The sequence below is a fragment of the Paenibacillus sp. FSL H7-0918 genome (assembly GCF_038007025.1).
Classification (GTDB): Bacteria; Bacillota; Bacilli; order Paenibacillales; family Paenibacillaceae; genus Paenibacillus_AQ; species Paenibacillus_AQ odorifer.
This window is the reverse complement of record NZ_JBBOWJ010000004.1, coordinates 1-25,019: the sequence shown is the minus strand read 5'-3', so window position 1 is coordinate 25,019 and position 25,019 is coordinate 1. Positions and strand designations below refer to the sequence as shown.

The window sequence follows — 25,019 nt, the reverse complement described above, 5'->3', positions numbered from 1 at the left end:
GCACTTCATAAAAAACAGGTTAGGAGCAATCTCCTAACCCGCGCTGTACTTCTGATGTTAATGTTCTGCTCCGTGGAATAAGACCACTGGTGAGGTACTTGGCAGTGCTGGCGCAATGCTGACGATAGTGAGGACCAACAATAAAGAGACGGCAAATTTTTTCACAGAGACTCAACCCTTTCTTTGAAATTTATTATTTTCTCTTCAAAATCTTTAATCTGAGTAGCATCAGCACATGAACGTAATGATTCGAAGTATACTACTGCTTGTTTAAAGATTTTATCAGAGTTTGTGACCTCTGCAGAATCTAATAATTTCATGCTATATTTGATAGCTGTATTATAATCTTGAATTTTTGTTTTATATCTGATCATATTAATAAAAAAAGTTTCTTGGTAGGAATTTATTATAATTTCATCAGCAGCGGTATCCTCAAATTTTGAAATACTATTAGAGAAAAGTTCTAAATGAGATTCAATGTTTAAATTGAAATTAGTAGCTGTTTTTAACAAAGTTATCAGTCCCGGTAGAACTTCTTTAGTGTTGGATAAAAGGAAAGAAACATAACGATCTATGAATTGAATATTTCCGGAAAGCACTTCTACTTCTAAGAGATTTGGCTCTGATATGTACTTATAATAGGCTACCTCATTTAATCCTTCAGCATCTAATCCCTTGAACCAACTCAAATCACTGTAAGCTTTAATGTAAGTTCGAGCTTTATCATAATTTTCGATTTCTTTGTGGGCTAGTCCCAACATAAGCAAGCTGTATCCATAATAATAAATTAAAGGTCGTTGGTGTTTTAGTTCCAGTTCATTATTGTGTGTGTAATTATTATAAATTTGAGTTATTCGGTTGAAAAAGGTATCTGCTAGTTTTAGAAGATTGGGCCAGCTTTCAAAAGAATATATCATTTTAAGAACTTTTACGGCTGGATCAAGATCTAGAAGATTTATATCTAAATCTAAATCGATATTTCCATCCAACGGCCTCACCTGCCTTTATTTTACATAATATACCTGTATTATACAATGTAATCAATAGATGGTCAATTAAGTGCTCCATATAAAAAATAGATGATTAATAGGGACCAATAGAGTAAATCTATCCATTATTGCGCCATGATGTGTGCCTGGGAAAGCTTTGGTAGTAGTAGATTACCGCTCTAGATGGCCACATAAAAAGTCATATAGATTATGTAATGCCTCAAGAATAGCAGCAGCTACGACATAAACTAAAAGGTTGCTATTGATTAAATCATTTACCGTATTATGTTTTGTGAGTACAAACTGGAAGAATGTGTACATCGTTTGGAGGATGTGACAACAGTTGCTCTACTTAATACACAGTACGAAGATACAGTTCATTAGACGAGTAGGAGTATCCCTCTTCTCCCAAAGGCTATGACGAAGTAGCCGCAAACTATTCATTTAGTTGAGTTGAGCAACGTGAAGTAAATAAAAAGCCTACACCATAAAAATGTAGGCCCACCCATTAAAAGTTACTCTGTTACTAATTTTGAGAAAATGCTTAAATCAATAAACTTTCCTTTGGACTTTTCGCACTTTCTCATTGTTCCTTCGAATGTATAGTTTAACTTTTGCAAAACTCTGATGGAATTATTGTTTTCGGGTTCGACTTTTGCTTCTATCCTGTTGAAATTTAAAGTGTTGAACGCATAATCCATCAGAGATTGAATGGCCTCAGGAGCATATCCCTTGCCCCAATAATCTTTACTAATATCGTATCCGATCTCTGCTTTAGCGTTTGAAGAATCTATAGAATTATAACCGCAGGAACCAATTATGCGATTTGATTCTAACTCAATTATGGAATAACGAATAGCTTTGCTTTCCAAAGACAGGTTATTAAGAATTTTAATCATTTCTACTGCTTGGCTTTCCTCAGTGAAACTATTGATATTCATAAACTTTGTAACCTCAGGATCAGACCAAATGTTAAACAAACTAGCAGAGTCAGATAATTTCATTTTTCTTAATATTAGTCTTTTGGTTTGTATTTCTGTAATCAATATATTACCTCCATTATCTATTTGTTTTGGGGTTAAGATATCGATATCTGCGCATAGTTCAGTCCCTTCAATATTTAATTCAACACTATTATAACGTAAGAGTTTTTTTATGTCACAGTACGAAGATACAGATCATTCAAGGAGTAGGAGTGTCCCTCCAAAGGTCATGACGAAGTAGACGCATATTGCGAAGTATAGAGGCTATCTAGCGGTAATGCAGCCTATTTCTCTTTTGGCAGAAGTAATGTTCTTATAAAAGCGCCAATACAACCAGAAAGAATAATAATCATTACAACATTTAGTGATCTAATAAGTACCGAAGATGAAAAAATTAATTGAAGGCTTTTTTGTACGATGATAATTCCAAATACCAAAGACATGGTGATTAAGAATGTTTGGATAGATATTTTCAAATCATTAATTCCTCTCTAAACAAATTACCAAAATCTAAATTTAGTTTAACAAAAAATGATTGAGTGAAACGTAGTGCGAAGATACATGACATTAAGGGATAGAGGAAGTTACAGAAATCCTCTCCCAAAGGCTATGAAGAAGTAGCAGCCTATTGCGCATCAGGGAAGAGAAGGTCGTCGTTTTGATAATGAAATGATGTTTTTGTCCTTATCATCACCATGGTCTGCATTTTCTTCTATCTCTTTTTTCTCATCGTGAAACTCAACAGGAGATTGGGCCGTGATGTAGTCAAATGGAGTGTAATTATTATTTGGTAATTTTCTTGTAAGGATTACCTTTACAATGATGATTCCTAATGAGAGATAGAAAATCGCGCCTACTCCAGCCAACATGAACAGTACTAATCTCATTGTTAACACCGCCTTTGTTTGATTTTATAATCAAATGTTAATATTTACAAGATTCAGGCTGCTGAGTACTATTCATTCGACTGAGATTTGATGCACAGTAGGAAATGCTTGGGCCACTAGATTTTACAAATGGTGGAACCTTCGAACATACGAATGAAGTGTAGCACAATAGTCATACCTACACATGAAGTGGTTTGACAGTTATAAATATTAATTACTTTAAAGCATCACAGAAAGGTTGTTTTACAGACACCATACTCATATGGATATCCGATCTCATCTTTAAATGTAACCTCTGCACCATATCGACAGATACTGCTCTTAGAGACAGAACCTTTAATGTTGTGTATTTCATCTACTGTGCTTCTTGGTAATAAGATAGGTTTTTAGATATATCTGTTTCTAACGGTAAGACCAATTTTTATGTAGTTACTACATTGAATAATAATGGAAAGTTAAGTTTCAAACAAAAGCATCAGCTACCCCTCAGAAGGCAGATCAACCTGAATCAGAACCATCTGGTGATCGCGTAATACTCACAATTACATTAATAACTGGTCTTGAAAAAGTCAGTGTGGCGGCGGTGCCCCGACTGCTGTATTTCTGTAACGTTTCCGCTTAATTGGCTTTGTCAGAAGCTTCATAGATTAGGCAGCGAAGGGTCTGATCGGGATAGCGGAACTCCGCGGTATAGCTACTTCCATCTTCCAGCAACAGTTTAACATCCACCATCCCGCGTTTGTTGTTAAACTCGGTATCGGTTAGATAAGCTTTGACAATGGTTCTTGTTTCTCCCTGCTTGTCCGTGATGACCTGCACGGCTTTATGAATCCAACTGGCATCCTTCTGGATGGTGCCGGCTGCGTCGTCGTCGATGGGAGTTCTCTTCAGTGCCAAATTAATGGCTGTCGTATCCTCTACGGCACCGGTTGTTGCATTAATCAACACATCATATTCCCAGAATACCTCGCCTGATCCGAGCAGGGTAAGCGTCTTGTAAGGAGCAAAATGAACTGTCCAGGTTGGACGTTTGGTTAATCCCAGCTCAATCAGCATTCCCGATGTTTTTAGCTTGGACACGTCGGCATCGAACAGCTTGCGCACACTGTCAGAAGCCAGTGCCTCAGCTTCAACCTGGCTGATTTTCTGAGGCTGAAGCTGAGGTACAGTCGGATTTCGTTTGGACACGAAGTAATTCAGCCGGTAGTACCAGTCAATCAGCTGTAACAGTTCCTCATCAGTCATACTCCTCTCCGGGTAGGTGTACGTATTGGTTTCTAAATCTAGATACAAATCTGCTTGTCCAGCCTTTAACGGCAGCTGCTGCTTGGGGCGGAGGCCGTCATACACATACTTATCGTCCAACACTTGACTGCGGTTGATTTCGGATTCGGTTTCTTCCCGACCTGAAGTATGGGGATCTTCTGCCTTGTCTATAAAGTCATAGATTTGCTGGATTTGCGCCGCTGTCATCTGTTGATACAGGTCTTGTTGTATGGTGGATACTGGCGCCGGCGCCTCCACCTTCAGCACGGGTATCGTGCTTTCACTCAAAGCCAGCCGGTTACTGCCCTGAATTGACGAACTGTTCTTGGCGAAAACTACGGAATTCATCAGGCTGGGGACGAGCAGCGCACTGGCTGCAAGCACACCAGCTGAAAACAGGATAACAACTAATGTAGCGGACCGCTTTTTCTTGTTCAATCGGATTACCTCCATTGGGATCTAAGATGATGAATCTTTATACATCTTAACACCAGGTTATTATAGAATTAGGAGGATAGTTGTTATGGAGTTGTAAAAAGATCGGATACTTCCCTTTCACCAAGGACAGTCAGGAGTTAATCTCAATTTTGTCCACGTTTTTCTTCAAGAGCAACAGCTACAATGCAAGAAGTGTCTTTACAATAAAGATGTGCCAGAAGCGGGAAGTGTTTACTTAGTGTCGTATTTACATCGATGTGATTAGTCATAACTTTTCACCTAATTGGAAGTATGATTCGTGGGATAATTACATGAACAACAATAAAGTTATTAAGATGGACTTTAAAGCAGAAAAAAGATTGGTTGCGAAGAAATAGATAGTTCGGAGAACAAGGAGTTTTTGTACTGATGAACAATAAAGATTTTCAATACAGAGAGACATACTTTATTGTGGGGAAACCAGCAACTCTATGGATACTCATACTTGGATTGGTTTCGTTTGGAACCAGATCCAATAGGTCATCTTATAGATTATGGTGGGATTGTAGAGGGGATGCACCGGATCTATTAAACTTGCTGGATCTCATTTTGTTTGGAAGTGATTTGAATTTAGAGCATGCATTCAATAACCTACGATATCACACTTCTTTAATCCGTTTGATCGCCCAAGAAGGAAAAGAAAATAAACCACTCTTAGTTCTTATTGTGAAGTAACCTGTAGAGTCGCTCTCCTGACAAAAACCAACATATGTCTCTCCACTGACTAAATGTATTTGTAGTTGTAATTCTGTTTCAATTGCGTGAAAAATCAGTGTGAGATTCATATTAAAGCCCCCTTGCATAAGATGATTATATTCATAAAATACCCACTTCATTGTTAAGGAACGCAAAATAGTTGACAATTGACAATGTTGTAATATTTTAAACGTGATTTTGGCATAAGCATGACTATAACAAATACCCCATCAATCACTTAAGGTTGATGGGGTATTTGTTATATTGATGAAAACTAACGATCCTTACCAGTGTTATAGAGCAGCATATATACTTCCCAATGAATTATATTAAGTTTATACAGTAAACTTTAATTCCTTTAGAATGATATTCAGGTGATTCCTAACGGATTTGTTTAATGGTTGTAAAGGCAAGGGAAGACTAGGACTTTTAATTAAGCCAATTATTTCAGCAGCTGCTGAAATCACTCGAAGGCTACCGTAGCTATTGAATAACTTCCAGATCGGTTCTAGTAATGTTGAAAGGTGTTGTGCTTCTTCTAAATGGCCACTTTGAGTCATTCTTGTGATATCTAGACATAACCTCGGAAATAAACCACCTAGCACTGAGACCATAAGTCACAACCTGCACTCAAGCCTGGATATGCGGATGGATTCCCGCTTATTCCAAACGTAACATGGAGTGGAATAACAGCTCTGATTTTTTCTACAGCAATTCTGCTGTGCAGCTCATCACTGAAATGGAAATGTGAAGTGCCGGGATTATCATAAACACAAAGTGGAATGGAGAGTGAACTTGTCACCTGCTCGTATAGAAAAAACACCTCTTCATCTGTTAGTGCCTGATAGGAGATAGGAGCCAAGAGTACTGCACTTGCCCCAGCTTGTTGTGCATCTTCCGCTAATCGAAGTACTTCTGAAGTTCGAATCGCACTTATGCTTGTCATCACGGGAATCCCTTCAGCAGAACTAACAGCAAGCTCAAGGACACGCAAACGCTCCCCTCTACTAAGAGATACGCATAGTTACCAGTTGATCCCAGTACACCAATTGAGTCTACTCCTGCCTTTACCAATTCTTTAATAAAAAAAGGGACCAATTTTAGAGGCTAGGTGTTGTTAAAAAATATGAGTTGCCACGTTTGTCCCGTAGCGATTTAGATTCAGAACAAACATAAAATAACCTGTCAAGCTTATGCCTGAAGGGTCTATTAGTGCTTATACGATAAACTCTGTAAATACTGGGCTTCGAAGCATGCCAGATTTGGTCCGGGACTCCAGATGTACAAACTCCGTATCCTTACCTTTGTATATCAAGATATCAAAGATGGCGTAATACGCTGGGAGTGTCCCAGCGAGTTGAGTTATTTTATCAGTTCCTCTCTCTTGAAATCGGCTCATAACAGATTCAAAATCGGATACTCTCAGTACGAAGATACATGGACAGAGAGGGTTAATAGCCCTCCTCTCACAAAGGTTATGACGTAGTAGATACATATTGCGACATGAAAAAAGATAAAAATGCTTATGCATCCTTATCTTTTTCAAGTAATTCTATTATTCTGTCTAATTTTTTCTCTATGCTAGTAGTTTTATCTGAAACCTTGTTTTTGGTTCCATAATCACCTTTTAACAGTAAAACCAAGGGAATTGCCAAAACAAATGCCAACGGTATTAAAAAAAAATATTGCAAGATAACACCTCATTAAAAGTTTTTATTTAATTATAACAAATTTCAAAAAAAAGACTCTCTCCCACAAGGAGGATATAAGAGATAGTTTGGCTGTACTGAACTTATAAAGGGGATGGATAATCTTCATTTCTTACCCATTAAAGATATACCATAGTAATCCATAAGCTATTCCGAAGTAAGCAATCACACCTAGTAAAGAGATGGATAAAAGAATAGTGATAACTTTCTTACCGTTCATAAAATTCACCTCTTATTTAATATATCACGGATTGAGGGAGGAACTGACGTCAATATGGTTAAGATCATCTTTGCTTTTATTCTCTTAGTTTCATTCATAGGGTAAATCGCCGAAATGGACAGAAATAAATTCGGTAGCATGACATGGCAGCAATATGTGTTGCTTCAATAATCGCATTAGCTGCGGTGGTTATTTTTTCATAAAACCCAAATTTGAGAGGAGCAATTATAAATGAAAGCCAACGTAACTACAAAGATCAAGGATATCAAATTTGGTAATAAAGAGGACGTAATCACGTTAACGATCGAGGGCAATATCACAGACCAGCAGGTATCCATCCTGCGAAACATTAAAAATACTGGCTAGCATTCGTAAGCTTCAGCAGCTCGCAAGCTGATCTGGATGATTATACTCCAACACATACGCATCAAGGTATTCGCGGAACGATTGATAATGATGGATCGGTTAATGTTGACTCCGGTCAGATGACGATAGAAGAGGTGACTGAAGAGGAAGACGAGAACGAAGAAAGAGAAGACGATCAGGAAGAACAGGAAGAACAACAGGAACTAAAAGATACAGATGGTCAAATAATTCCTGTGAATAAAGACGATCTGCCGTTCTAAGATGGTACACTCCCCGACTTCGGTCGGGGGATTCTTAACAAAGGGGGATTGCCCAGTGCAACAGATTTTATTGCCTGAGATAGATAGAGAACGGACGCAAGCTGCCGTTGAAGCGGCTCTTGAAAAATATAGGATATTTGAGTTTTTGTCTTTCGAGAAGGAGGAAGAGAAGGGTGATTGAACAAATATATAAGACTACTTCTGATTATCCCTCTGTACTCACAGCGAAGGAAATCCAACAAATACTTGGTATCGGTGAACGTCAAACATATGAACTATTAAACTCGGGTCAATTTCATATCGTGCGGGTCGGAAAGATGATAAAAGTCTCAAAAGATGTATTTCTTAAATGGTTACAGGGATAAAAAAAGTGGTGCCGATTATGGCACCACTTTTGCTTTAGTCTACTACAGGGCACCATAATGGCACCAATTCGTAATTCACTCAAAACATAAACATCCCTAAACAAAAGAAAAAGCCTTATACAATAAGGCTTTTTCAGTATAGGACGGATGGGGTTCGAACCCATGACCCCTACCCTGTCAAGATAGTGCTCTCCCGCTGAGCTACCGTCCTGCGACGAAATTTATAATACCATACGATAGAGTAGGATGGCAATTCTTTTTTATAATCAATATAGATGTAGAGTTGTATTTACTTCTTAATTTTCTCCGATTAAGTAGTTAAATAGCTAGAAAGGGGATGACCCTTCATCCCCCTGCACCGAGTCAGATAAAAAACGGGAGTAGAAATAGACTGCTTATTCCGAAAAAAGGGATACGGCGTGGATAGAAGCGGCGTCTTGGGTAAAAGCCGGGCTGGAACCCGAATTGTCTATAGTTCGACTGCTCGGCAGGCATTCCGTTCATACGATCGACCATTTCATTGCTGGGAACCGCTAGGGTGATATAGTTCTGATCCACGTGAGCGATGAAGCCGTCAAAGGATTGACCATCAGTCGTTACTATACCTACATATTTATTCATGCAATTCCAAGCGACCTGTTGATGAAAATTTGTATTTGATTCCATGGATATCCTCCTCGAATGTTTCAATCCTGATAACAGTCTATGGTCCTTTGCCTACAACGTTCACGGCGTTTGCCTATATGTAGGAAGGTTAATTTTCAGGGATAATCACTGAGGAGGATTCGATTAGTTCTTTAATCTATACACATGCTTGTGCTGTACTTTCTAATCAGTATTATTCTTGGAGTTATTGGAATGAGCTTCAATGGAGTAGATAACTTCTTTTTTGCCAGTAAGCGGGGAGTCATTTATAAAATACAATTTGTCACCGCTCCGTTTTACGAATTTCAAAGTATCTCCTTTAAAAGGAACATCGTTATTTTCCGCATATTCCTGATCCTTTGCTGTGAGTAGCTCCTTATACAAAAGGGTTCGCTCGCCTGTTTGGCGGTCGATTAAGGTTAGCAATCCATTCTGATTTCCACGAAGCAGTATGATTTCTTTATCAATGCTTTCTACATAGTAAGCATCTTCCTCGCCACCCAGCTTTACAAGATCAAGAGTATCTATTACATTGCCTGTGCCGTCTTGGATGAAACGTAAGGTATTACCATCATGCAAGATGAGGTTGCCATCATAAGGTTTGAAATCCGCATCTCCTCTGAACTGGTAAGCGAATGTGGCCTTGCGTAGTAATGCACCATTTTTGAATATGAGTGTGATTTTGCGTGTATTAATATGAGGCTCTCCATAGGAATCAATAATCTTAATGACTAGCAGACCCCCCGCCGTTTTCTCGATCTTCATTCCTGCCCAGTCAAAGTTTGTTTGGAGTGAAGTGAGTTTTATCACCGTATCCTTGCCTTGTGAGACATATAAATCACCATTAGCTTTGACCAGCGTATAGGTACGCCCTCCAAAGGATTCTGTGAAAACATTGTAGGTCTTCAGATCATCTGCTAAAAGTGTGTTCGTTGTGGAGTCCAGACGGAGATGGCTGCCTTCGAAAACCTTAACGATAAAACGGGCCGGCACATATATCCCATCTTCTTTGGATTTAAAAGGTATTCCTCCTAGATCTACCGCTTTCCCGTCAAGCACGCCAGTTTGACTCCCGATTCGAACAGCAAAACTTTTAGTCCAGCCTTTGAACAGAGCACGTTTGCCGGATTTATCCCATTCCATTTTTAAGCCAGCTTGTTCAGCGATCCCCCGAACATCTACGTAGATTACACCATTTTTGAGCAGCGCAGGTCCGCCTATGTTTCCACCAGGAATGCCAAATTGGTAGTATACTTGCGAAGTACTAGCAGAGGAAGCTTGGGCAAGCGCAGAGGACTCCGATACAGTTAATGAAGAGCTTGCTGACATGGTGGTAGGGAGTAAAAGTGTTGAGAGCATTAAGACGGATAACCAAGCTTTGGAGTGAAAAGAGAGCATATGAACCAACCCTTTCTTTATCTGGCAGTAAAATTTATCCAAGATAGTTGGTTTGACGCTGAAACGTTTCTAAAAGTTGCGTCGTATACTTTCCGAAGGGCTCACTGTAGAAATATATTTAATGCTACTATGATAAGATAGATGGAACTGTACAGTAGTTTCTTAAAATTGAAAGATAAAGGAGCTTGTGATCTTGCCGCAAATGCAAAATGAGCAGAAAAAGAATACTTCTACTCCGCTGAAATGGTTGGGGGGCGGAGCCGCCATGCTCCTGTTAAAAGGAAAGGCGATTTTGTCTCTGCTGAAAATAGGTAAAATTGCCGGGCCGTTAATTTCCATGATGGTTTCGATAGGGGCATATGCTTTGATTTATCCGTGGGGGTTTGCTATAGGTATCGTCCTGCTTTTGCTTGTTCATGAATTGGGACATGTCATAGCCGCTAAGCGGATCGGGTTACCCGTCAGCGCTCCGTTATTTATTCCTTTTTTAGGCGCGTTAATTACTATGAAAAAACATCCGCTGGATGCGAAGACAGAAGCGTATGTTGCTTTTGGCGGACCGATTCTGGGTACTATTGGGGCTACTGCTGTGTTTGGAGCGGCATATTATATGGATAGTCCACTTCTTTATTCCCTGGCTTATATAGGCTTATTGCTTAATTTGATTAACCTGCTGCCAATCCATCCGCTAGACGGTGGACGTATTGCTACCGCAGTTACGCGCTGGCTGTGGCTTGTGGGTCTGGTGGGTGGCTTAGCTATAATCGTTTACTTGCGTTCGATTTTGTTCTTTATCATCTGGGCAATGTTTGCTTACGATCTGTATAATAAATATGTGAAAAGACGTAACAACAACCGGCCGCAGTCTGTCACTAAGGGGTTCTTAATTCCCGTGGAGCCCTTGCGAGAGGCGGGTTACATGATTCCAGGAGCTGAGCATCGCCGGGATTTACCTTTTACTACCTACAGTGATCTAGAGAGACAGCAGTATGTTGTGGTCAGATGGGACCAGCTGAATTATTATGGCAAAGCTACACTACCACAGCAATGTATTATTGAAAAGGTAAGAATTTCGCAGCTGGAGCAAGTAACGTTAGAGAATGGTCTTCATTTAAAAATGCAATGTGACATCAGCTGTACCGTGCACGATAATGATAAGTATTACGATGTGCCAGCCAGTACACGCTGGAAATATGGAACAGCTTATTTTGTTTTAGCAGGCTTTTTGGTTGGGATGATGTATCTAGTCCATTTGGTTGGAAACGTCAATCTCTAAGAGGGCAACTGGAATGAATAGCTCCTATTGTTTATAAAGCTCCTGAATCGTCAAAGCTGTAGTGAGTATAACTGCAGCTGCGATGAAGGGAGCTTTTTTATGTCTAAAATTGTGAAATGGGAAGTCGGCGTTTGCCTAGTGTTACTGCTGGGTGTAGTGGGGTGCTCTACGGTGAAACCCGCAAAAGTTATCGAAATCAATGAGATGACCAATCTGGATGGCAAATCTAAAAGTCAGTATCCTCCGTTGTCACCTGTGATGCAAGACGTATATAACCGTTCAATCCCTGAAGAAGTATATTCTGTGGATTAGTCTACTGAGAGGTTACGGATTCCATGTGTAGGCTTTTCTTTCTTGTCATTATTTTATATAATAGACAACTATCGTTGGCTACATAGAGAGAGGAGTTTGCAACTAACATGGCGGCAGAAATCTTACGGGTAACTACAGAGGAACAGCTTCAGATGGGGCTGGATATCCGTACTAAAGTATTTGTTGAGGAACAAAAGGTACCGGCCGAGGAAGAAATTGACGAATATGATGCCATCAGTCCGAATGCGCACCATATTCTGATTATAGATGAAGGGATACCTGTAGCAACGGGTAGATTGATCTATTACAAAGCAGGTACTGCTAAAATGCAGCGCATCGCCGTATTGAAAGACTATCGGGTCAAAGGATACGGACGTGTCTTGTTACTGGCGATGGAAGAGCTTGCTCGGGAGCTTGGACTGGAAGCTTCAATTCTAGATGCTCAGTGTCAGGCAGAGAATTTCTATAAGAAACTCGGCTATGAAGTTATTTCTACAGAACCATTTTATGATGCAGGTATATTACATGTACGTATGCAAAAAATGCTTTAAAGATGGCGCACATAATTATTGGACGCTCTACGCAAGCTAGGATGTGCCGAATGATGGCAAATCCAAGTGCAAGGGGCGAACTTAAGTGCCAAATAACGAACGTGAATCTTTCGTAGCTGTTCAAAAAAATGGGGATGGCGATTTAACAAGCTTCCAGACCTCTACAGGACGTGTGCTGGCGTATGACCAAGCCCTGCAAGAAGTACAGGCCGGAAATATTGCCGGAGTGAACGCTTTTAAAGGTAAGGATGGAGAAACTTATATTCGCGGAGATGCGGATGGAGATCCAACTAACAATCTGGATAATTTGCCGACATTTTCATAGTTCAACACGAAAAGCCGTACATACGTCTACAGACGTTTATGTACGGCTTTTTTTTGTAAAGATCAGAGTTTATAGTTCACATGCTGCTCTAAAAATTCCATCTCTCCTGTAAGTCCGACGAAATCTGGTTGTTCATCGCTATAATGCATGAGCTTGATCCGCTCGCGAACATCTTTAGGCAGAGACATCAGCTCTTCCAGCGTAGTGTGAACAACGCCTGTTCCACCTAGTTGGCAGTCATGCAGGATGATCCGGATCCCGCGCTCCCGCACAAGGCTAATCAGTAGATCCGGCTGAAAGGTCATGTCCGCACTATAAAAAATCTCGTTGTTTATTAGAAGGGAATAACTGTTTTTCCCGGGAATATGCGGTGTTTGTATGATCTCTAATGAAAGAGTAGGAGAGAGTTTGTAGGTATTTTCAGGCTGCATGGGCTTAACATCGAAGATATCAGATAAGGAAGACACAGCATCTTCTTGGTATAGACCTCCCTTTAACGTATTGTTCCACAAGGGCTCTATAAGTGTCTCCGGAAGAAGTAAGGTCATTCTTTTACCGTGCACATGCTTTAAGGTTAGCGCAAGCTCTTCCAGCCCTCCAACATGATCTGCATGAATATGTGTAATGAGCGTAGCATTTACGTCACTGAAGGATTTTTCAAGTCTATGCATGGCAAGCGGGGCTGTTATCCCGCAATCAATCAGCAGGGTGTAATTTTCATCTAGCAGCAAGGCATTGTTGTTAAAATATTTTTTCGCAAAAGCATTGCCTGTTCCTAGCATTTGTAGGCTTAGACTCATAAGAAAGAACCCTCCTGAAATCGGTTATAGCTAATGTTTCTACTTCGAATAAGACCATAATATCATTTTTCGCAAGATCAATGAAATATTTACCTGAAATCAGCGCAACTTGCTGAAACAAAGTAAGTATATATTAACAGCATGAATTATCTGGAGGGTCTCAAATGAATAGATGGAAAAAAATCACTTTGTGCGTGTTTGCTTTTTCCTTAATGGGTGGCTCATTATTATTCGCCGATTCCGTTAATCAGAAAATTAGAGTATGGAGCAACGGAAAAGAAATTGTAGACGGCGGTTATCTAATTGATGGAAAAACGTACATTCCTGCTAGAGAAACAGGCGGGGTTGTTACTTGGGACGGTTCTGGGAAAGTTACGATCCTTAAACCTAATGTCCATATTGTACTTTTTAAAGGGGATACGGTTTTTGGCAATGTCAATGTAGGCAAGCTGAAAATAAAGATATTAACTCAGGTAGATAGTCTGACCGAAGAGATTTCAGCTGTGAAAGTGGCCATGACAGATCCGTCTGGAAACGTTAAGGATATTCAGTCACAGGTGCTTGAAGGCTCGCAGAAGGATAATTTCTGGTTTCCAACCTCGGAGTTTACTTATGATTTTAAAGAAGCGGGCAAATACCGAGTAGGCTTCTATATTAAGCCCTCCAAAAATGCCGATTACGTACTTGTGTCGGAGAAGGTAATAACAGCGTTAAATTAGGTGTTCTAAATTGACCTGAACTAATCTAACGTGGTACGATACCAGATGTAGGATAATACAATTCAAAGTGAGGTATTACAATGAGCGATCACAAACATGAGCATGGTGAAGCATGCGGTTGCGGGCATGATCACGACCATGAGCACGAGGAGTTTGTGCTGACCTTGACGAACGAGCAGGGCGAAGATGTGGAAATGGTGCTTGTAGAAACGTTCGACATAGGCGAGAAATTATATGCTCTGTTGTTAGAGCGCGAGAATCCAGAAGCAGACGGCATTATTCTGCGTATGGAAGAAGAAGACGAAGAAATGGTATTGTATAATATCGAAGATGAAGAAGAATGGAAAGCTGTTGAAGAAGCTTACAACAATCTGCTTGCTCAGCAAGAATAGATTCTAGCGACTAAACTTAAGCTGTTCTATGTGAATGGAACAGTTGATGCTTATATACAGAAACCCGATACTCATTATGGTATCGGGTTTTTGTATAAATGATTTAAGTTTTTAAGGAAAAAGATAGATCTTAGGATATAGGATCGGCTTCAACAATCACCTTAACATTAGTGATGCTGCGGTCCTCAGGCCCTTTAACCGGCAGGCCGATTTCGACGTGGTCGATAATGTAGTCGATATTATCCTGAGTAATGACTTCGCCAGGGAGGAGAATCGGTATCCCCGGTGGATATACATAGATAAACTCTGCAATGATGTACCCAGCAGATTCGCGGAACGGAACTAACTGAGTGTCAGCATAAAAAGCATCTCTTGGAATTAAAGCAAGCTGCGGGATTTCTGGAACCTGAACCTTCAGTTCATAGATTTCACCCTTGCTATAATGGATAGCGGATAGCACCCGTAAAGCAGCTAATAATTTATCTACTGATTCTTGAGTATCACCTGGGGTAATAAGGCAAAGAATATTATACATGTCACTCAGTTCAACTTCGATGTTGTATTTCTCACGCAGCCAGTTTTCGGTTTCGTAACCAGTGATCCCTAAATGACGAACGTGAATGTTAAGTTTGGTTGGATCTAGATCGAAAGTTGCTTCTGTTCCAAGTATTTCTTTACCAAAGCTGTACAAGCCTTCGATAGTGTTAATGGTCTCGCGTGCGTAGTTGGACAATTGGATGGTTCTTTCCGCCATTTCATGTCCGTTCAGCGCGAGATTGCGTCTAGATGTATCGAGAGACGCTAATAAAATATATGAGGTTGATGTTGTAGTCAGCATGCTCATAATGGTCTGCACCCGTTGTGGGTTAATCAGCCCAGTCTTCGCATTTAGATTCAGTACCGAGCTTTGCGTCATGGAACCACCAAGCTTATGCACACTAGTGGCAGCTATGTCCGCACCGGCCTGCATGGCCGATACCGGCAGATCCTCATGAAAATGAATCAGTACTCCATGTGCCTCGTCCACCAGAACGGGTACCCCGTAACGGTGAGCCAGGTCGACAATCGAACGCAGGTCGGCACATACGCCGAAGTACGTTGGATTGATAACTAGAACTCCTTTAGCGTCTGGATGACGCTTTAACGCTCGTTCCAGCGCACTGGTGGTTATGCCGTGATCTATCCCGAGATTCTCATCCTGTACAGGCGAGACGAACACAGGCTTGGCTCCGGAGAAGATAATGGCCGACATTACGGATTTATGAATGTTACGCGGCACAATTATTTTTTCACCCGGTGAGCAGACAGAGAGGATCATCGTCATGATGGCATTGCTCGTGCCCTGTACGCTAAAATACGTATAGTCGGCGCCGAAAGCCTTCGCAGCCAGCTTTTGAGCCTCCTGGATTACGCCAGTTGGCTGATGTAGATCATCAAGCGGTGCGATGTTGATTAGATCTATGGATAGAGCGTTATCGCCGATAAACTCACGGAATTCGGCATCGGTTCCTAGCCCCTTCTTATGCCCGGGAATATGAAATTGAACTGGATTGCCGGCGGCATGCTTTTTTAGAGCTGTGAAGAGGGGAGTACGGTGTTGATTCATTTAATGCTGTCACAACCTTTCGCGAATAGTTAATTTTTAAGGCAAGCATCAGTATAACAAAACAATCTTCAGAATACTAGGATTTGGATGTGATAGAATGCCCACGAAAGCTGAACAACGGATGAATATTAGTTTAGCATCACCATTTATTATTGAGATGTGGGTAATTATTTTTTTAGTTGAATTTGTTAAAGGTTCGCTGCTTGTTGCTTTATTGCCAGTGTATATGGAGAATATACTGGGGCTGTCGGTGACAGTAGTGGGATTCGCTTTTGCCCTACAGTATTTGGGGGACAACGTCTTCCGCAGCCCTTCAGGCTGGGTTATGGAGCGCATAGGGTTCCGCTGGACGATGACAAGTGCATTGCTGCTGATTCTAGTAGCCATTGGTTTGATCATCTATGCCAAAACGGCCCTTGCGTTATCCATCGCCTGTCTCATTCTTGGGATCGGGACATCTCCGCTTTGGCCTTGTGTGATGACCGGGATTACCGAGCTGGCCGGATCAACTAAAAGCGGCAGCAGTGGTGCGGCCATGGGCGCTGTTGAGATGGCTTCTCTCGCAGGAACAGGAATCGGTCCAATTGTTGTGAATTTTTTAATGGATCAGGGTGGACAAAGCTATCACGTGGCTTTTCTAGTCTTGTTAGGTTGTGCTGCCGCTGTAGTTGTAGTAGCCCTTTTCTTACCTAAACGAATCTCTTCTAGCGGGTCTCATGCTGTCGTGAGGGACATGCATGGACTTGGCGGAGCAATGGAGCGTAAAAAACTTAGTCCGTTAGAAAGTATAAAAAGAACGCTGCATCAGGTGAGAACTACCCTGAAAGTCAGCAGATGGCTGTACCCGGCGTTGTTCCTACAGGCCTTCGCCATTGGCTTGATGACACCTGTAGTTACCTTGTTCGCACGTACAGAGCTGCATGTTAGTCCCAATCAATTCAGTTTGCTCCTCATTGCAGGGGGAGGGATTACAGTTCTTGCACTTATTCCCGCAGGTAAGCTGGTGGACCGTATAGGGACAACGGTGTTTCTGAATATAGGTTTTTTGTTAGCTGCCTTTTCGCTGGCCTTTTTCTCTCAGGTTCGCTGGCTGCCACTTGCCTTTATCGCGGTGGCACTGGTCGGTATAAGCTACGCGCTTATCCTTCCGGCATGGAATGCCTTTCTGGCTAAGCAAGTTCCTAAGGGAGAACGAGGGACTGTCTGGGGGCTGTTCCTGACACTTCAAGGCTCAGGAATGGTAGCGGGGCCAGTATTGTCAGGTAGATTATGGGATCATGTAGGACATGGTGTCCCATTCCTGGCAAGTGCTATTGTAATGCTGATGCTCTTCGGGCTGCATCTGCTTATCGTGCATAGAACGAAACAGAAATTTAAGACTAGCTGAGGAAAAAAAGCCGCTGATAACCGGAGAATGATCCGGTAAATCAGCGGCTTTTTAGAAAATTAGAAGGACATACGATATAACGGAAGTAAGTTTCGAAGGTCTTCTGTATGACACTGTGCAGCTGAAGGACTAGAACGTTTATGCTTCAAAAGGACTAAAAGGCATTAAAATTCTCGATCAGCGTTTGGAGAAAGGCTGTTGCGGGTAAAAATAGTCAATAAACCAAGTTACCGCTACATAAACTGAAGTATAAAATAAGATTAAGACGAACGCAAAAAGGAAGTTAACTCAAGAAGAGGTCCGGCAGCCATGATTACTCTGGAATTGAACTAATGAAGGTTGGCTTTACAGATGTGAAGCTGTTAGGGGGGAGTGCCGTGAACAAAAACGACGAGGTGGAATATTGTAACCTGGAACTGCGGTTCGACAGACAGCATATCCAGGACCTGATCAAGGATTTGATTCAAGAAGGTTATTCCCTATATTGGAGCGAGAATGAACAGGTCTTTGTGATTTCGGTCCGTACGGGTCGTAAGTTAGTGAAATTGCGGTTTCAAAGGATTAAAGACGGCTATAAGCTTGTGGGCGATTATATGATCCGTGATGCTCGCTTGTCAGAGTGGATGGAGAAATTAATTGGGGATATGCGCGGGCATGCAATCGTTAAACGTTTCCGGGATCGGCAGATTATTATTGAAAATATTTTGTTTGGCGAAGTGATTCGCCTAGTTGAAATTTCTGGTTATCAGCAGCGCGTGTTATATCAGAAGGGACCTATGCTCACAGATGAGGAGCTGACAAGACTCTTTTATTCTATTGAAGGGGAAGAACGGGTTCGCCAGCGGAGAATTGAAGTAGATGAACAGTTGGATCGGTTAAATGATGCCCTAAAGGCTGGAGATACGGTTCGCGCGGACAAATGTCGAGCGGAGCTTGCCTTTTTGACCAAGGAATTGTTTATGTTAGAATGGTAAGCAAGTGCCGCAAATGTTCTTTCAAGGCACCCCGTTCATCGGGGTGTCTTATATTTGTATTGGAACTTGCAGACAGGGGTTCACTTCTGACGTTAAAAACGTTAAAATAGTCATTGTGATCATTTCTTAGACTGAATTTGTCAATGAAATTGATCTCTATTCGCAGGGCAGGCTTTGCTGTCTCTGATAAAGGGTGGTATTCTTATACTGCGAGAAATGGATTTCACAAAAATATAGGGTGCAAAGGGTGGAGGACCAGATGGCAAAACAACAAATCGGCGTTATTGGCTTGGCGGTAATGGGCAAGAATTTGGCTCTAAATATCGAAAGCAAAGGTTTTTCCGTATCCGTATTCAACCGCTCCCCGGAGAAGACACATGATCTTCTTGCTGAAGCGGAAGGTAAAAACCTCGTAGGCACATTTTCCGTTGAGGAATTTGTAGCTTCGCTGGAAACACCGCGCAAAATTCTGATCATGGTTCAAGCTGGTAAAGCTACTGATGCTACCATCGAGCAACTGCTGCCGCATCTTGATCAAGGCGACATCATTATCGACGGAGGGAATGCTTACTTCCCTGATACAGTTCGTCGTAGTAAAGAGCTGGAAGAAAAAGGTTTCCGTTTTATCGGTACTGGAGTTTCTGGTGGTGAAGAAGGTGCTCTTAAAGGTCCTTCGATTATGCCAGGTGGTCAAGAAAGTGCGTATAAACTTGTAGAGCCTATCCTAACGGCAATCTCAGCCAAAGTGGACGGAGAGCCTTGCTGTACATATATCGGACCTGACGGTGCAGGACACTATGTTAAAATGGTGCACAACGGTATCGAATATGGTGATATGCAATTGATCTGTGAAGCTTATCAGTTGTTGAAAGATGTTCTAGGTCTGGATGCAAAAGAACTTCACAATATTTTCAAAGAGTGGAACAGCGGCGAGCTCGACAGCTACCTGATCGAGATCACTACTGATATCTTTGCTCAATATGACGAAGAAACCGGCAAACCTATGGTTGACGTTATCCTTGATTCCGCTGGCCAAAAGGGTACTGGTAAATGGACAAGCCAAAGCTCACTTGATCTTGGTGTACCTCTGTCCATGATTACCGAATCCGTATTCTCCCGCTTCCTGTCTGCTATGAAGGATGAGCGCGTAGAAGCAAGCAAAGTGCTTAACGGACCAGAAGCAACAACATTTGAAGGTGACAAAGCCGAATTCATCGAGAACGTGCGTAAAGCATTGTTCGCGAGCAAAATCGTATCCTACGCGCAAGGTTTCGCTCAACTTCGCGTAGCTTCCGACGAATATGGTTGGGATCTGAAATATGGCGAGCTGGCTAAAATCTGGCGCGGCGGCTGCATTATCCGTTCCCGTTTCCTACAAAATATCACAGATGCTTATGAGAACAATGCAGAGCTTAAGAACCTGCTTCTTGATCCTTTCTTCAAGAATGTTATGGACAATTACCAATCTGCATGGCGTAAAGTCATTGCTTCTGCGGTAACTTTGGGTGTTCCAGTTCCTGGATTCTCCAGCGCATTGGCTTACTATGACAGCTACCGTACAGAACGTTTGCCTGCTAACTTGCTTCAGGCTCAACGTGATTACTTTGGCGCTCACACCTTCAAACGTGTGGACAAAGAAGGCGTCTTCCACCACAACTGGATGGCAGCGGAATAATCTAATTGACTGTATGACAAGCGGCCCGGACGGCTTCACCAGAAATGGGGAGCCTTTCGGGTCTTTTTTTACTGGAAGAAGCGGATTGTCTAATGTTTTGACCCTGTGTTATGATATGACAAATATCGCGGTTGGAGGATAGTCATGGCTGGGGATACAGAAGAACTAAAAACGATGAGTCAGGAAGATAAGAACAAAAACATTATTTTAGTAGGGATGATGGCGACTGGTAAGTCAACTGTTGGTGCTATTTTGGCCGAGGAGCTGGGCTATGAGCTGGTTGATTTGGATCATGTCATTATTGAGACTGAAGGCAGAAGCATTGCAGAAATCTTCGCAGAAGATGGTGAGGAATACTTTCGAGGCGTAGAAACTGCGGTTCTAAAGCAAATGCTAGAGTCTGAGAATAAATTAATATCCACTGGTGGAGGCGCGGTATTGGCGCCGGGGAATACAGCCTTAATGCTGAGTAAAGGGCATGTAGTTGCGCTAACGGCAACTGAGGAAGAGATTATTGCACGTGTTAGCGGGGATGAGAATCGTCCGCTGCTCGCCGGCAATGCAGAAGAACGGGTCAGACGAATCATGGAAGATCGCCAGGATGCATACCTATTCGCGCATTACACGGTCGATACAACGGGACTGACTGCGGCAGAAGTGTCGCAACATATTTTAATGCATTACCGCGGTTGAGCTTTTAAGAGAGTGTCTCATTCCATTCAATCATACCGCCGCTAAGGTTCGCAGCGTTATAACCAAATTGCTGTAGATATTCGCAGACACGTTGGCTGCGGGCACCGGAACGGCAAATGAAGATCACTTTGGCGTCACTTGGAATATCCTCAGTACGGTGCGGAATTTCTCCCATAGGGATATGTTGTGCTCCGGGAATCATCCCAAAGGCCACCTCATCGTCTTCGCGAACATCGATGAGTACAAGGTCTTCACCTGTCTCTATACACTGCCGTAATTCTTGCGGTGTGATTTGTGGTACATTATGCATGGGTTTGACCTCTTTTCATCAGAAGAATGGTTTAATGATAACACAAGAACAGAATACCCTGTCAAACGAGCATTACATACCCACTACATCTACTAAGGAGAGTTTATATTATGGACGTTATTGTTAGGCCAACGCCATCTCTGCAAGGAGAATTTGGAGCCCTCTCTTCCAAAAACTATACGACACGTTATCTGCTGGTTGCGGCATTGTCTGAAGGAGTAAGTACAATTTATCATCCTGCACATAGTGAGGATAGCGACGCGATCCGCCGCTGCATAGCAGATTTGGGTGCTGTGCTTACAGAAGATGAGGAAAAGATTGTGATTCAAGGCTTCGGACGTCACCCAAAAGACGTTAAAGAACTTAATGTAGGAAATGCCGGAGCAGTGCTGCGTTTTCTTATGGCTGTGGCCGCGTTAAGTCCTGAGGTTACTTTTGTAAATACGTATCCAGACTCATTGGGCAAACGTCCGCATGACGACTTGATTGTGTCGTTGGAACAGCTAGGTGTTCAGGTGGAGCATAATGAAGGGAAACTGCCGATCACGATCCGTGGGGGTAAACCGGTTGGAGGCAGAATTACTGTCTCTGGTGCAGTAAGCTCCCAGTTCTTAAGTGCTCTACTGTTTCTGACACCATTGCTTGAAGAAGATAGTGAAATTATTGTCCTCGATGATTTGAAATCGAAGGTTGTCGTGGGCCAAACCTTGGAAGTGTTGGAGCAGGCAGGTATTGTGGTGCACGCCGCGGATGATTACATGTCCTTTAAAGTTCCAGGTCGTCAAGCTTATGCAGCTAAATCATATACTGTTCAAGGTGACTACCCAGGCTCTGCGGCAATCCTTGCGGCGGCTGCCGTTACAAAGTCGGATGTGAAAATTCACCGTCTTGCAGAACAAAGTAAACAAGGTGAAAGAGCCATTGTTGATGTACTGCGGATGATGGAAGTTCCTCTTACACATGAAGAGGGTACAGTACATGTCCAAGGGAACGGTATCCTAAAAGCTGTTGAATTCGATGGAGATGCTGCAACAGATGCGGTACTGGCCATGGTGGCTGCTGCAGTATTTGCAGAAGGTACCTCCCGATTCTACAATGTTGAGAATTTGCGCTATAAGGAATGTGATCGCATTACCGATTACTTGGCAGAGTTAACCCGTGCCGGAGCCAAGGTAGAAGAACGACGCGATGAGATTATTGTTCACGGCATGCCCGAAGGTGTCGAAGGCGGAGTCACCATTAATGCGCATTATGATCACCGCGTAATTATGGCACTATCCGTAGTAGGCTTGCGTGCGCGTCAACCTCTTTTGATTAAGGATGCACATCATGTGGCAAAATCTTATCCGCAATATTTTGATCACTTGCGTGCGCTTGGTGCGAATGTGGAGTGGGTACAATAGGAATAAGGGAGCTAGCATATCTAGCTACAGTTAAACAAGGATCATTAAGTGTAACTATGGAAAGGGGCACTACTTATGAGCTTTGAGAATCCAAGTCGGGAGCAGATCGGAGATATTCTTGCTTCCGCAGGTAACATTGCTGTTGTCGGCTTATCAGACAAAACAGATCGTACCTCTTATATGGTCGCGGGCGCCATGCAAAGCCGGGGATATCGGATCATTCCCGTTAACCCAACGGTGGACGGAGAAATCCTGGGAGAAAAGTGTTATCACACTTTAGCAGAAATTCCAGAGCCAGTGGACATCGTCAATGTATTTCGTCGAAGCGAACACTGCGCAAAGGTCGCGCAGGAGGCAGCTGACATTGGCGCACGTGTGCTGTGGCTCCAGCAGGGTATAGTTAGCGCGGAAGCCGCTGAAATCGCCGCTGAGCACGGTATGATCGCCATTATGGACCGCTGCATCAAGGTCGAAGAAGCGATCACAATGCATGGGCGTAGCCGGCAGTAGGTTCGGTTATATAACTGTTAAACTAAACACTGAGTTAAATGTGTAGTGATTATAGTTAGCGTTGACCAACGGACGTCACAAAGAACTGACGAAGAACGAGCAAACTGGCGAAGAATGAACTAGCTGGTGAAGAATGAGCAAACTGGTGAAGAATGAGCTAACTGGTGAAGAACGAGCAAACTGGCGAGAACGAGCAAAAGTGGAATAAACTAACTAGGTTTAAATTTATGATGCTGTGGCTAATGCAAACTTAGATGATTAAGTTTAGCCAAAATAAGTGGTATTGTGTAACGCATGGTGCGATTTCTAATGCAAATCGCCTGTTGAGCTAGTTATAATGAGATTAGACGAAGAACGTCCTTTAACCGCTTTTTGCGGTGAAGGGCGTTTTTTTATTTTGTAGGGGAGGCTATAGGTTATGGAGTTTGAAGAAGCGCATGGTTTGTTTATCGACCAGCATATGAAATCAAGAACAGGTGAAAGAAGAGGGAGGCTGGTTAGAGGACATAATTTTGCGGAAAAGCTATTTTTGCGGAATGTATGGTGGCCTATGTTTGAGTCCCTAGACGATTTGCATCCAGAATACGAAGTATATGACTGGAATCGCAAATCACAATTTCTGGACTTTGCTTATCTTCCACAGACGGGCAGCAGCTTTGGGATCGAGTGTGATGGATATCAAAGCCATGTGAAAGATATGGACCGCGAGAAATTCAACTATTCAGTAAATCGGGACACTTTTTTGACTGGGATGGGCTGGAGGATGATTCATTTTTCTTTTGATGATATCCAGCAACGTCCCGAGGTCTGCCGGATGCTGTTACAACTGGTGCTGGCGCCTTACTTGGCGCGTAAATCTGCTAGCGTAGCTATTTTATCTGAGGAAAAAGAGGTTCTGCGTTTCGCTTGGCGTCTCGGTAGACCGGTTCGTCCAAAGGATGTGGCCATGCATTTCTGCATTAATTTCCGTACGGCGCGTCGATTGCTGCAATCATTAAGTGAGAAGGGGTTGCTGAAGCCGGTTAATCAGGGAGAAAGAATTCGGTATTATGAGGTGAAGGCTCTCAGACCAGATCAAATGTGGTAAGGATCTTTAGAGGCTGCGCAAGGGAATAATTGCACTTTATACAACTAAATCGCCGAAATAGCTATCTAAATGCGAAATAGTTGCACTTTGTACACTTAGAACGCATCAAAGATTAGATGAAGTGGAAAATCACTAAAAATAGTTGTATAAAGTGCAGTTAAAAAAGTGCTCAGAGTAACGCCGATATAAATAGTTGTACAAAGTACACTTAAACTCAGGTGGAATTCCTAACTGAGTTTAGGGTGTTAGAGCTAGTTAGTGTGGGAGAAAAGTTCGATGTTATGAAGCGAATGCTCTGAGATCAGATCAGTTCAGACCAGACCAGACCAGACCAGACCAGACCAAATCAAATCAGATTAAATCAGACCAAATCATACCTGATCTGATCGGACCAGGTATGCTAGGGACATCTATAGGACAGCTGCGCAAGGGAATAATTGCACTTTATACAACTAAATCGCCGAAATAGCTATCTAAATGCGAAATAGTTGCACTTTGTACACTTAGAACGCATCAAAGATTAGGTTAAGTAGAAAATCACTAAAAATAGTTGTAAGAAGTGCAGTTAAAAAGGTGCTCAGAGTAACGTCGATAGGAATAGTTGCACAAAGTACACTTAAACTCAGGTGGAATTCCTAACTGTGAGTTTAGGGTGTTGAAGATAGTTAATGGGGGAGAAAAGTTCGATGTTATGAAGCGAATGCTCTGAGATCAGATCAGTTCAGACCAGACCAGACC

At 42.2% G+C, this 25,019-nt stretch carries 28 protein-coding genes, 1 tRNA gene and 1 pseudogene; 17 read left to right on the top strand and 13 right to left on the bottom strand.

What is annotated here, in order from left to right; all coding sequences use genetic code 11:
• Nucleotides 1-161: 161 nt before the first annotated feature.
• From MHI15_RS25075 to MHI15_RS25045, 7 genes and pseudogenes are all read right to left on the bottom strand, one after another.
• On the bottom strand, nt 162-989 hold the full coding sequence (locus tag MHI15_RS25075; protein WP_076189826.1) for a hypothetical protein: 828 nt from the start codon (nt 987-989) through the stop codon (nt 162-164).
• Nucleotides 990-1,504: 515 nt separating this feature from the next.
• Complete coding sequence (locus MHI15_RS25070; RefSeq protein WP_076183325.1) at nt 1,505-2,035, bottom strand: GNAT family N-acetyltransferase; 531 nt, start codon at nt 2,033-2,035, stop codon at nt 1,505-1,507.
• A gap of 572 nt (nt 2,036-2,607) precedes the next feature.
• On the bottom strand, nt 2,608-2,859 hold the full coding sequence (locus MHI15_RS25065; RefSeq protein WP_036686019.1) for a DUF3951 domain-containing protein: 252 nt from the start codon (nt 2,857-2,859) through the stop codon (nt 2,608-2,610).
• 618 nt (nt 2,860-3,477) lie between these two features.
• A complete protein-coding gene (locus tag MHI15_RS25060) occupies nt 3,478-4,563 on the bottom strand; it encodes a hypothetical protein (protein WP_341165007.1) in 1,086 nt (361 codons plus the stop codon).
• A gap of 638 nt (nt 4,564-5,201) precedes the next feature.
• On the bottom strand, nt 5,202-5,387 hold the full coding sequence (locus tag MHI15_RS25055) for a hypothetical protein (RefSeq protein ID WP_139330169.1): 186 nt from the start codon (nt 5,385-5,387) through the stop codon (nt 5,202-5,204).
• Nucleotides 5,388-5,633: 246 nt separating this feature from the next.
• A pseudogene (locus MHI15_RS25050) lies at nt 5,634-6,381 on the bottom strand (dihydrodipicolinate synthase family protein); the annotation flags it as partial.
• Between the two features lie 440 nt (nt 6,382-6,821).
• The gene (locus MHI15_RS25045; protein ID WP_254924592.1) at nt 6,822-6,989 is read right to left on the bottom strand and encodes a hypothetical protein; all 168 of its coding nucleotides are present in this window, start codon (nt 6,987-6,989) and stop codon (nt 6,822-6,824) included.
• 469 nt (nt 6,990-7,458) lie between these two features.
• On the opposite strand from MHI15_RS25045, the gene MHI15_RS25040 reads away from it, so the two are divergent.
• The 4 genes from MHI15_RS25040 to MHI15_RS25025 all read left to right on the top strand — a co-directional run bounded on the left by MHI15_RS25040 (nt 7,459) and on the right by MHI15_RS25025 (nt 8,218).
• On the top strand, nt 7,459-7,593 hold the full coding sequence (locus MHI15_RS25040; RefSeq protein WP_256716060.1) for a hypothetical protein: 135 nt from the start codon (nt 7,459-7,461) through the stop codon (nt 7,591-7,593).
• Nucleotides 7,594-7,712: 119 nt separating this feature from the next.
• Nucleotides 7,713-7,853, top strand: a complete 141-nt coding sequence (locus MHI15_RS25035) for a hypothetical protein (RefSeq protein WP_175618939.1) — start codon at nt 7,713-7,715, stop codon at nt 7,851-7,853.
• 55 nt (nt 7,854-7,908) lie between these two features.
• A complete protein-coding gene (locus MHI15_RS25030; RefSeq protein WP_256716059.1) occupies nt 7,909-8,034 on the top strand; it encodes a hypothetical protein in 126 nt (41 codons plus the stop codon).
• Nucleotides 8,027-8,218 (top strand): helix-turn-helix domain-containing protein, encoded by a 192-nt coding sequence (locus tag MHI15_RS25025; protein WP_076280846.1) that lies wholly within the window; start codon nt 8,027-8,029, stop codon nt 8,216-8,218. The genes MHI15_RS25030 and MHI15_RS25025 overlap by 8 nt, the downstream gene beginning before the upstream one ends.
• 139 nt (nt 8,219-8,357) lie before the next feature.
• On the opposite strand, the gene MHI15_RS25020 is transcribed toward MHI15_RS25025, so the two are convergent.
• From MHI15_RS25020 to MHI15_RS25010, 3 genes are all read right to left on the bottom strand, one after another.
• A tRNA-Val gene (locus MHI15_RS25020) sits at nt 8,358-8,429 on the bottom strand.
• Nucleotides 8,430-8,581: 152 nt separating this feature from the next.
• Complete coding sequence (locus MHI15_RS25015) at nt 8,582-8,884, bottom strand: hypothetical protein (RefSeq protein ID WP_036686108.1); 303 nt, start codon at nt 8,882-8,884, stop codon at nt 8,582-8,584.
• A 162-nt stretch (nt 8,885-9,046) separates the two neighbouring features.
• Nucleotides 9,047-10,303, bottom strand: coding sequence for a copper amine oxidase N-terminal domain-containing protein (locus MHI15_RS25010; protein ID WP_341165006.1), 1,257 nt, complete (start codon nt 10,301-10,303; stop codon nt 9,047-9,049).
• Between the two features lie 160 nt (nt 10,304-10,463).
• On the opposite strand from MHI15_RS25010, the gene MHI15_RS25005 reads away from it, so the two are divergent.
• The 4 genes from MHI15_RS25005 to MHI15_RS24990 all read left to right on the top strand — a co-directional run bounded on the left by MHI15_RS25005 (nt 10,464) and on the right by MHI15_RS24990 (nt 12,725).
• The gene (locus MHI15_RS25005; protein WP_076219152.1) at nt 10,464-11,537 is read left to right on the top strand and encodes a site-2 protease family protein; all 1,074 of its coding nucleotides are present in this window, start codon (nt 10,464-10,466) and stop codon (nt 11,535-11,537) included.
• 99 nt (nt 11,538-11,636) lie between these two features.
• Complete coding sequence (locus MHI15_RS25000) at nt 11,637-11,849, top strand: hypothetical protein (protein ID WP_076219148.1); 213 nt, start codon at nt 11,637-11,639, stop codon at nt 11,847-11,849.
• Nucleotides 11,850-11,956: 107 nt separating this feature from the next.
• A complete protein-coding gene (locus MHI15_RS24995; RefSeq protein WP_076136093.1) occupies nt 11,957-12,400 on the top strand; it encodes a GNAT family N-acetyltransferase in 444 nt (147 codons plus the stop codon).
• Between the two features lie 85 nt (nt 12,401-12,485).
• Nucleotides 12,486-12,725, top strand: coding sequence for a DUF3892 domain-containing protein (locus MHI15_RS24990; protein ID WP_036686113.1), 240 nt, complete (start codon nt 12,486-12,488; stop codon nt 12,723-12,725).
• A 62-nt stretch (nt 12,726-12,787) separates the two neighbouring features.
• Here the strand turns inward: MHI15_RS24990 and MHI15_RS24985 are convergent, their stop codons facing one another.
• Nucleotides 12,788-13,525 carry an MBL fold metallo-hydrolase gene (locus tag MHI15_RS24985; RefSeq protein ID WP_076279827.1) on the bottom strand — a complete coding sequence of 246 codons (738 nt, stop codon included), beginning with the start codon at nt 13,523-13,525 and terminating at the stop codon, nt 12,788-12,790.
• 164 nt (nt 13,526-13,689) lie between these two features.
• Between MHI15_RS24985 and MHI15_RS24980 the strand changes: the two genes are divergently transcribed.
• Complete coding sequence (locus MHI15_RS24980; protein WP_036686116.1) at nt 13,690-14,244, top strand: copper amine oxidase; 555 nt, start codon at nt 13,690-13,692, stop codon at nt 14,242-14,244.
• A gap of 80 nt (nt 14,245-14,324) precedes the next feature.
• A complete protein-coding gene (locus tag MHI15_RS24975; RefSeq protein WP_036686118.1) occupies nt 14,325-14,636 on the top strand; it encodes a DUF1292 domain-containing protein in 312 nt (103 codons plus the stop codon).
• A 130-nt stretch (nt 14,637-14,766) separates the two neighbouring features.
• Here the strand turns inward: MHI15_RS24975 and MHI15_RS24970 are convergent, their stop codons facing one another.
• Nucleotides 14,767-16,242, bottom strand: a complete 1,476-nt coding sequence (locus MHI15_RS24970; RefSeq protein WP_036686120.1) for an aminotransferase class I/II-fold pyridoxal phosphate-dependent enzyme — start codon at nt 16,240-16,242, stop codon at nt 14,767-14,769.
• Between the two features lie 121 nt (nt 16,243-16,363).
• Between MHI15_RS24970 and MHI15_RS24965 the strand changes: the two genes are divergently transcribed.
• The 4 genes from MHI15_RS24965 (at nt 16,364) to MHI15_RS24950 (ending at nt 20,971) form a co-directional block, all read left to right on the top strand.
• On the top strand, nt 16,364-17,629 hold the full coding sequence (locus MHI15_RS24965; protein WP_341165005.1) for an MFS transporter: 1,266 nt from the start codon (nt 16,364-16,366) through the stop codon (nt 17,627-17,629).
• A gap of 377 nt (nt 17,630-18,006) precedes the next feature.
• Nucleotides 18,007-18,603: a hypothetical protein gene (locus MHI15_RS24960; protein WP_036686566.1), complete on the top strand. Its 597-nt coding sequence runs from the start codon at nt 18,007-18,009 to the stop codon at nt 18,601-18,603.
• Between the two features lie 259 nt (nt 18,604-18,862).
• Nucleotides 18,863-20,278 carry an NADP-dependent phosphogluconate dehydrogenase gene (gene gndA, locus MHI15_RS24955; protein ID WP_038570246.1) on the top strand — a complete coding sequence of 472 codons (1,416 nt, stop codon included), beginning with the start codon at nt 18,863-18,865 and terminating at the stop codon, nt 20,276-20,278.
• 144 nt (nt 20,279-20,422) lie between these two features.
• Entirely contained in the window at nt 20,423-20,971 is a 549-nt protein-coding gene (locus MHI15_RS24950; RefSeq protein WP_254847616.1) for a shikimate kinase, read from the top strand.
• Between the two features lie 4 nt (nt 20,972-20,975).
• Here the strand turns inward: MHI15_RS24950 and MHI15_RS24945 are convergent, their stop codons facing one another.
• Nucleotides 20,976-21,281 carry a rhodanese-like domain-containing protein gene (locus tag MHI15_RS24945; RefSeq protein ID WP_076279825.1) on the bottom strand — a complete coding sequence of 102 codons (306 nt, stop codon included), beginning with the start codon at nt 21,279-21,281 and terminating at the stop codon, nt 20,976-20,978.
• A 110-nt stretch (nt 21,282-21,391) separates the two neighbouring features.
• Between MHI15_RS24945 and aroA the strand changes: the two genes are divergently transcribed.
• The 3 genes from aroA (at nt 21,392) to MHI15_RS24930 (ending at nt 24,281) form a co-directional block, all read left to right on the top strand.
• Nucleotides 21,392-22,684, top strand: coding sequence for a 3-phosphoshikimate 1-carboxyvinyltransferase (gene aroA / locus MHI15_RS24940; protein ID WP_076129118.1), 1,293 nt, complete (start codon nt 21,392-21,394; stop codon nt 22,682-22,684).
• A gap of 75 nt (nt 22,685-22,759) precedes the next feature.
• Complete coding sequence (locus tag MHI15_RS24935; RefSeq protein WP_076104783.1) at nt 22,760-23,194, top strand: CoA-binding protein; 435 nt, start codon at nt 22,760-22,762, stop codon at nt 23,192-23,194.
• Nucleotides 23,195-23,612: 418 nt separating this feature from the next.
• The gene (locus tag MHI15_RS24930; protein WP_076279822.1) at nt 23,613-24,281 is read left to right on the top strand and encodes a hypothetical protein; all 669 of its coding nucleotides are present in this window, start codon (nt 23,613-23,615) and stop codon (nt 24,279-24,281) included.
• The last annotated feature ends 738 nt before the right edge of the window (nt 24,282-25,019 follow it).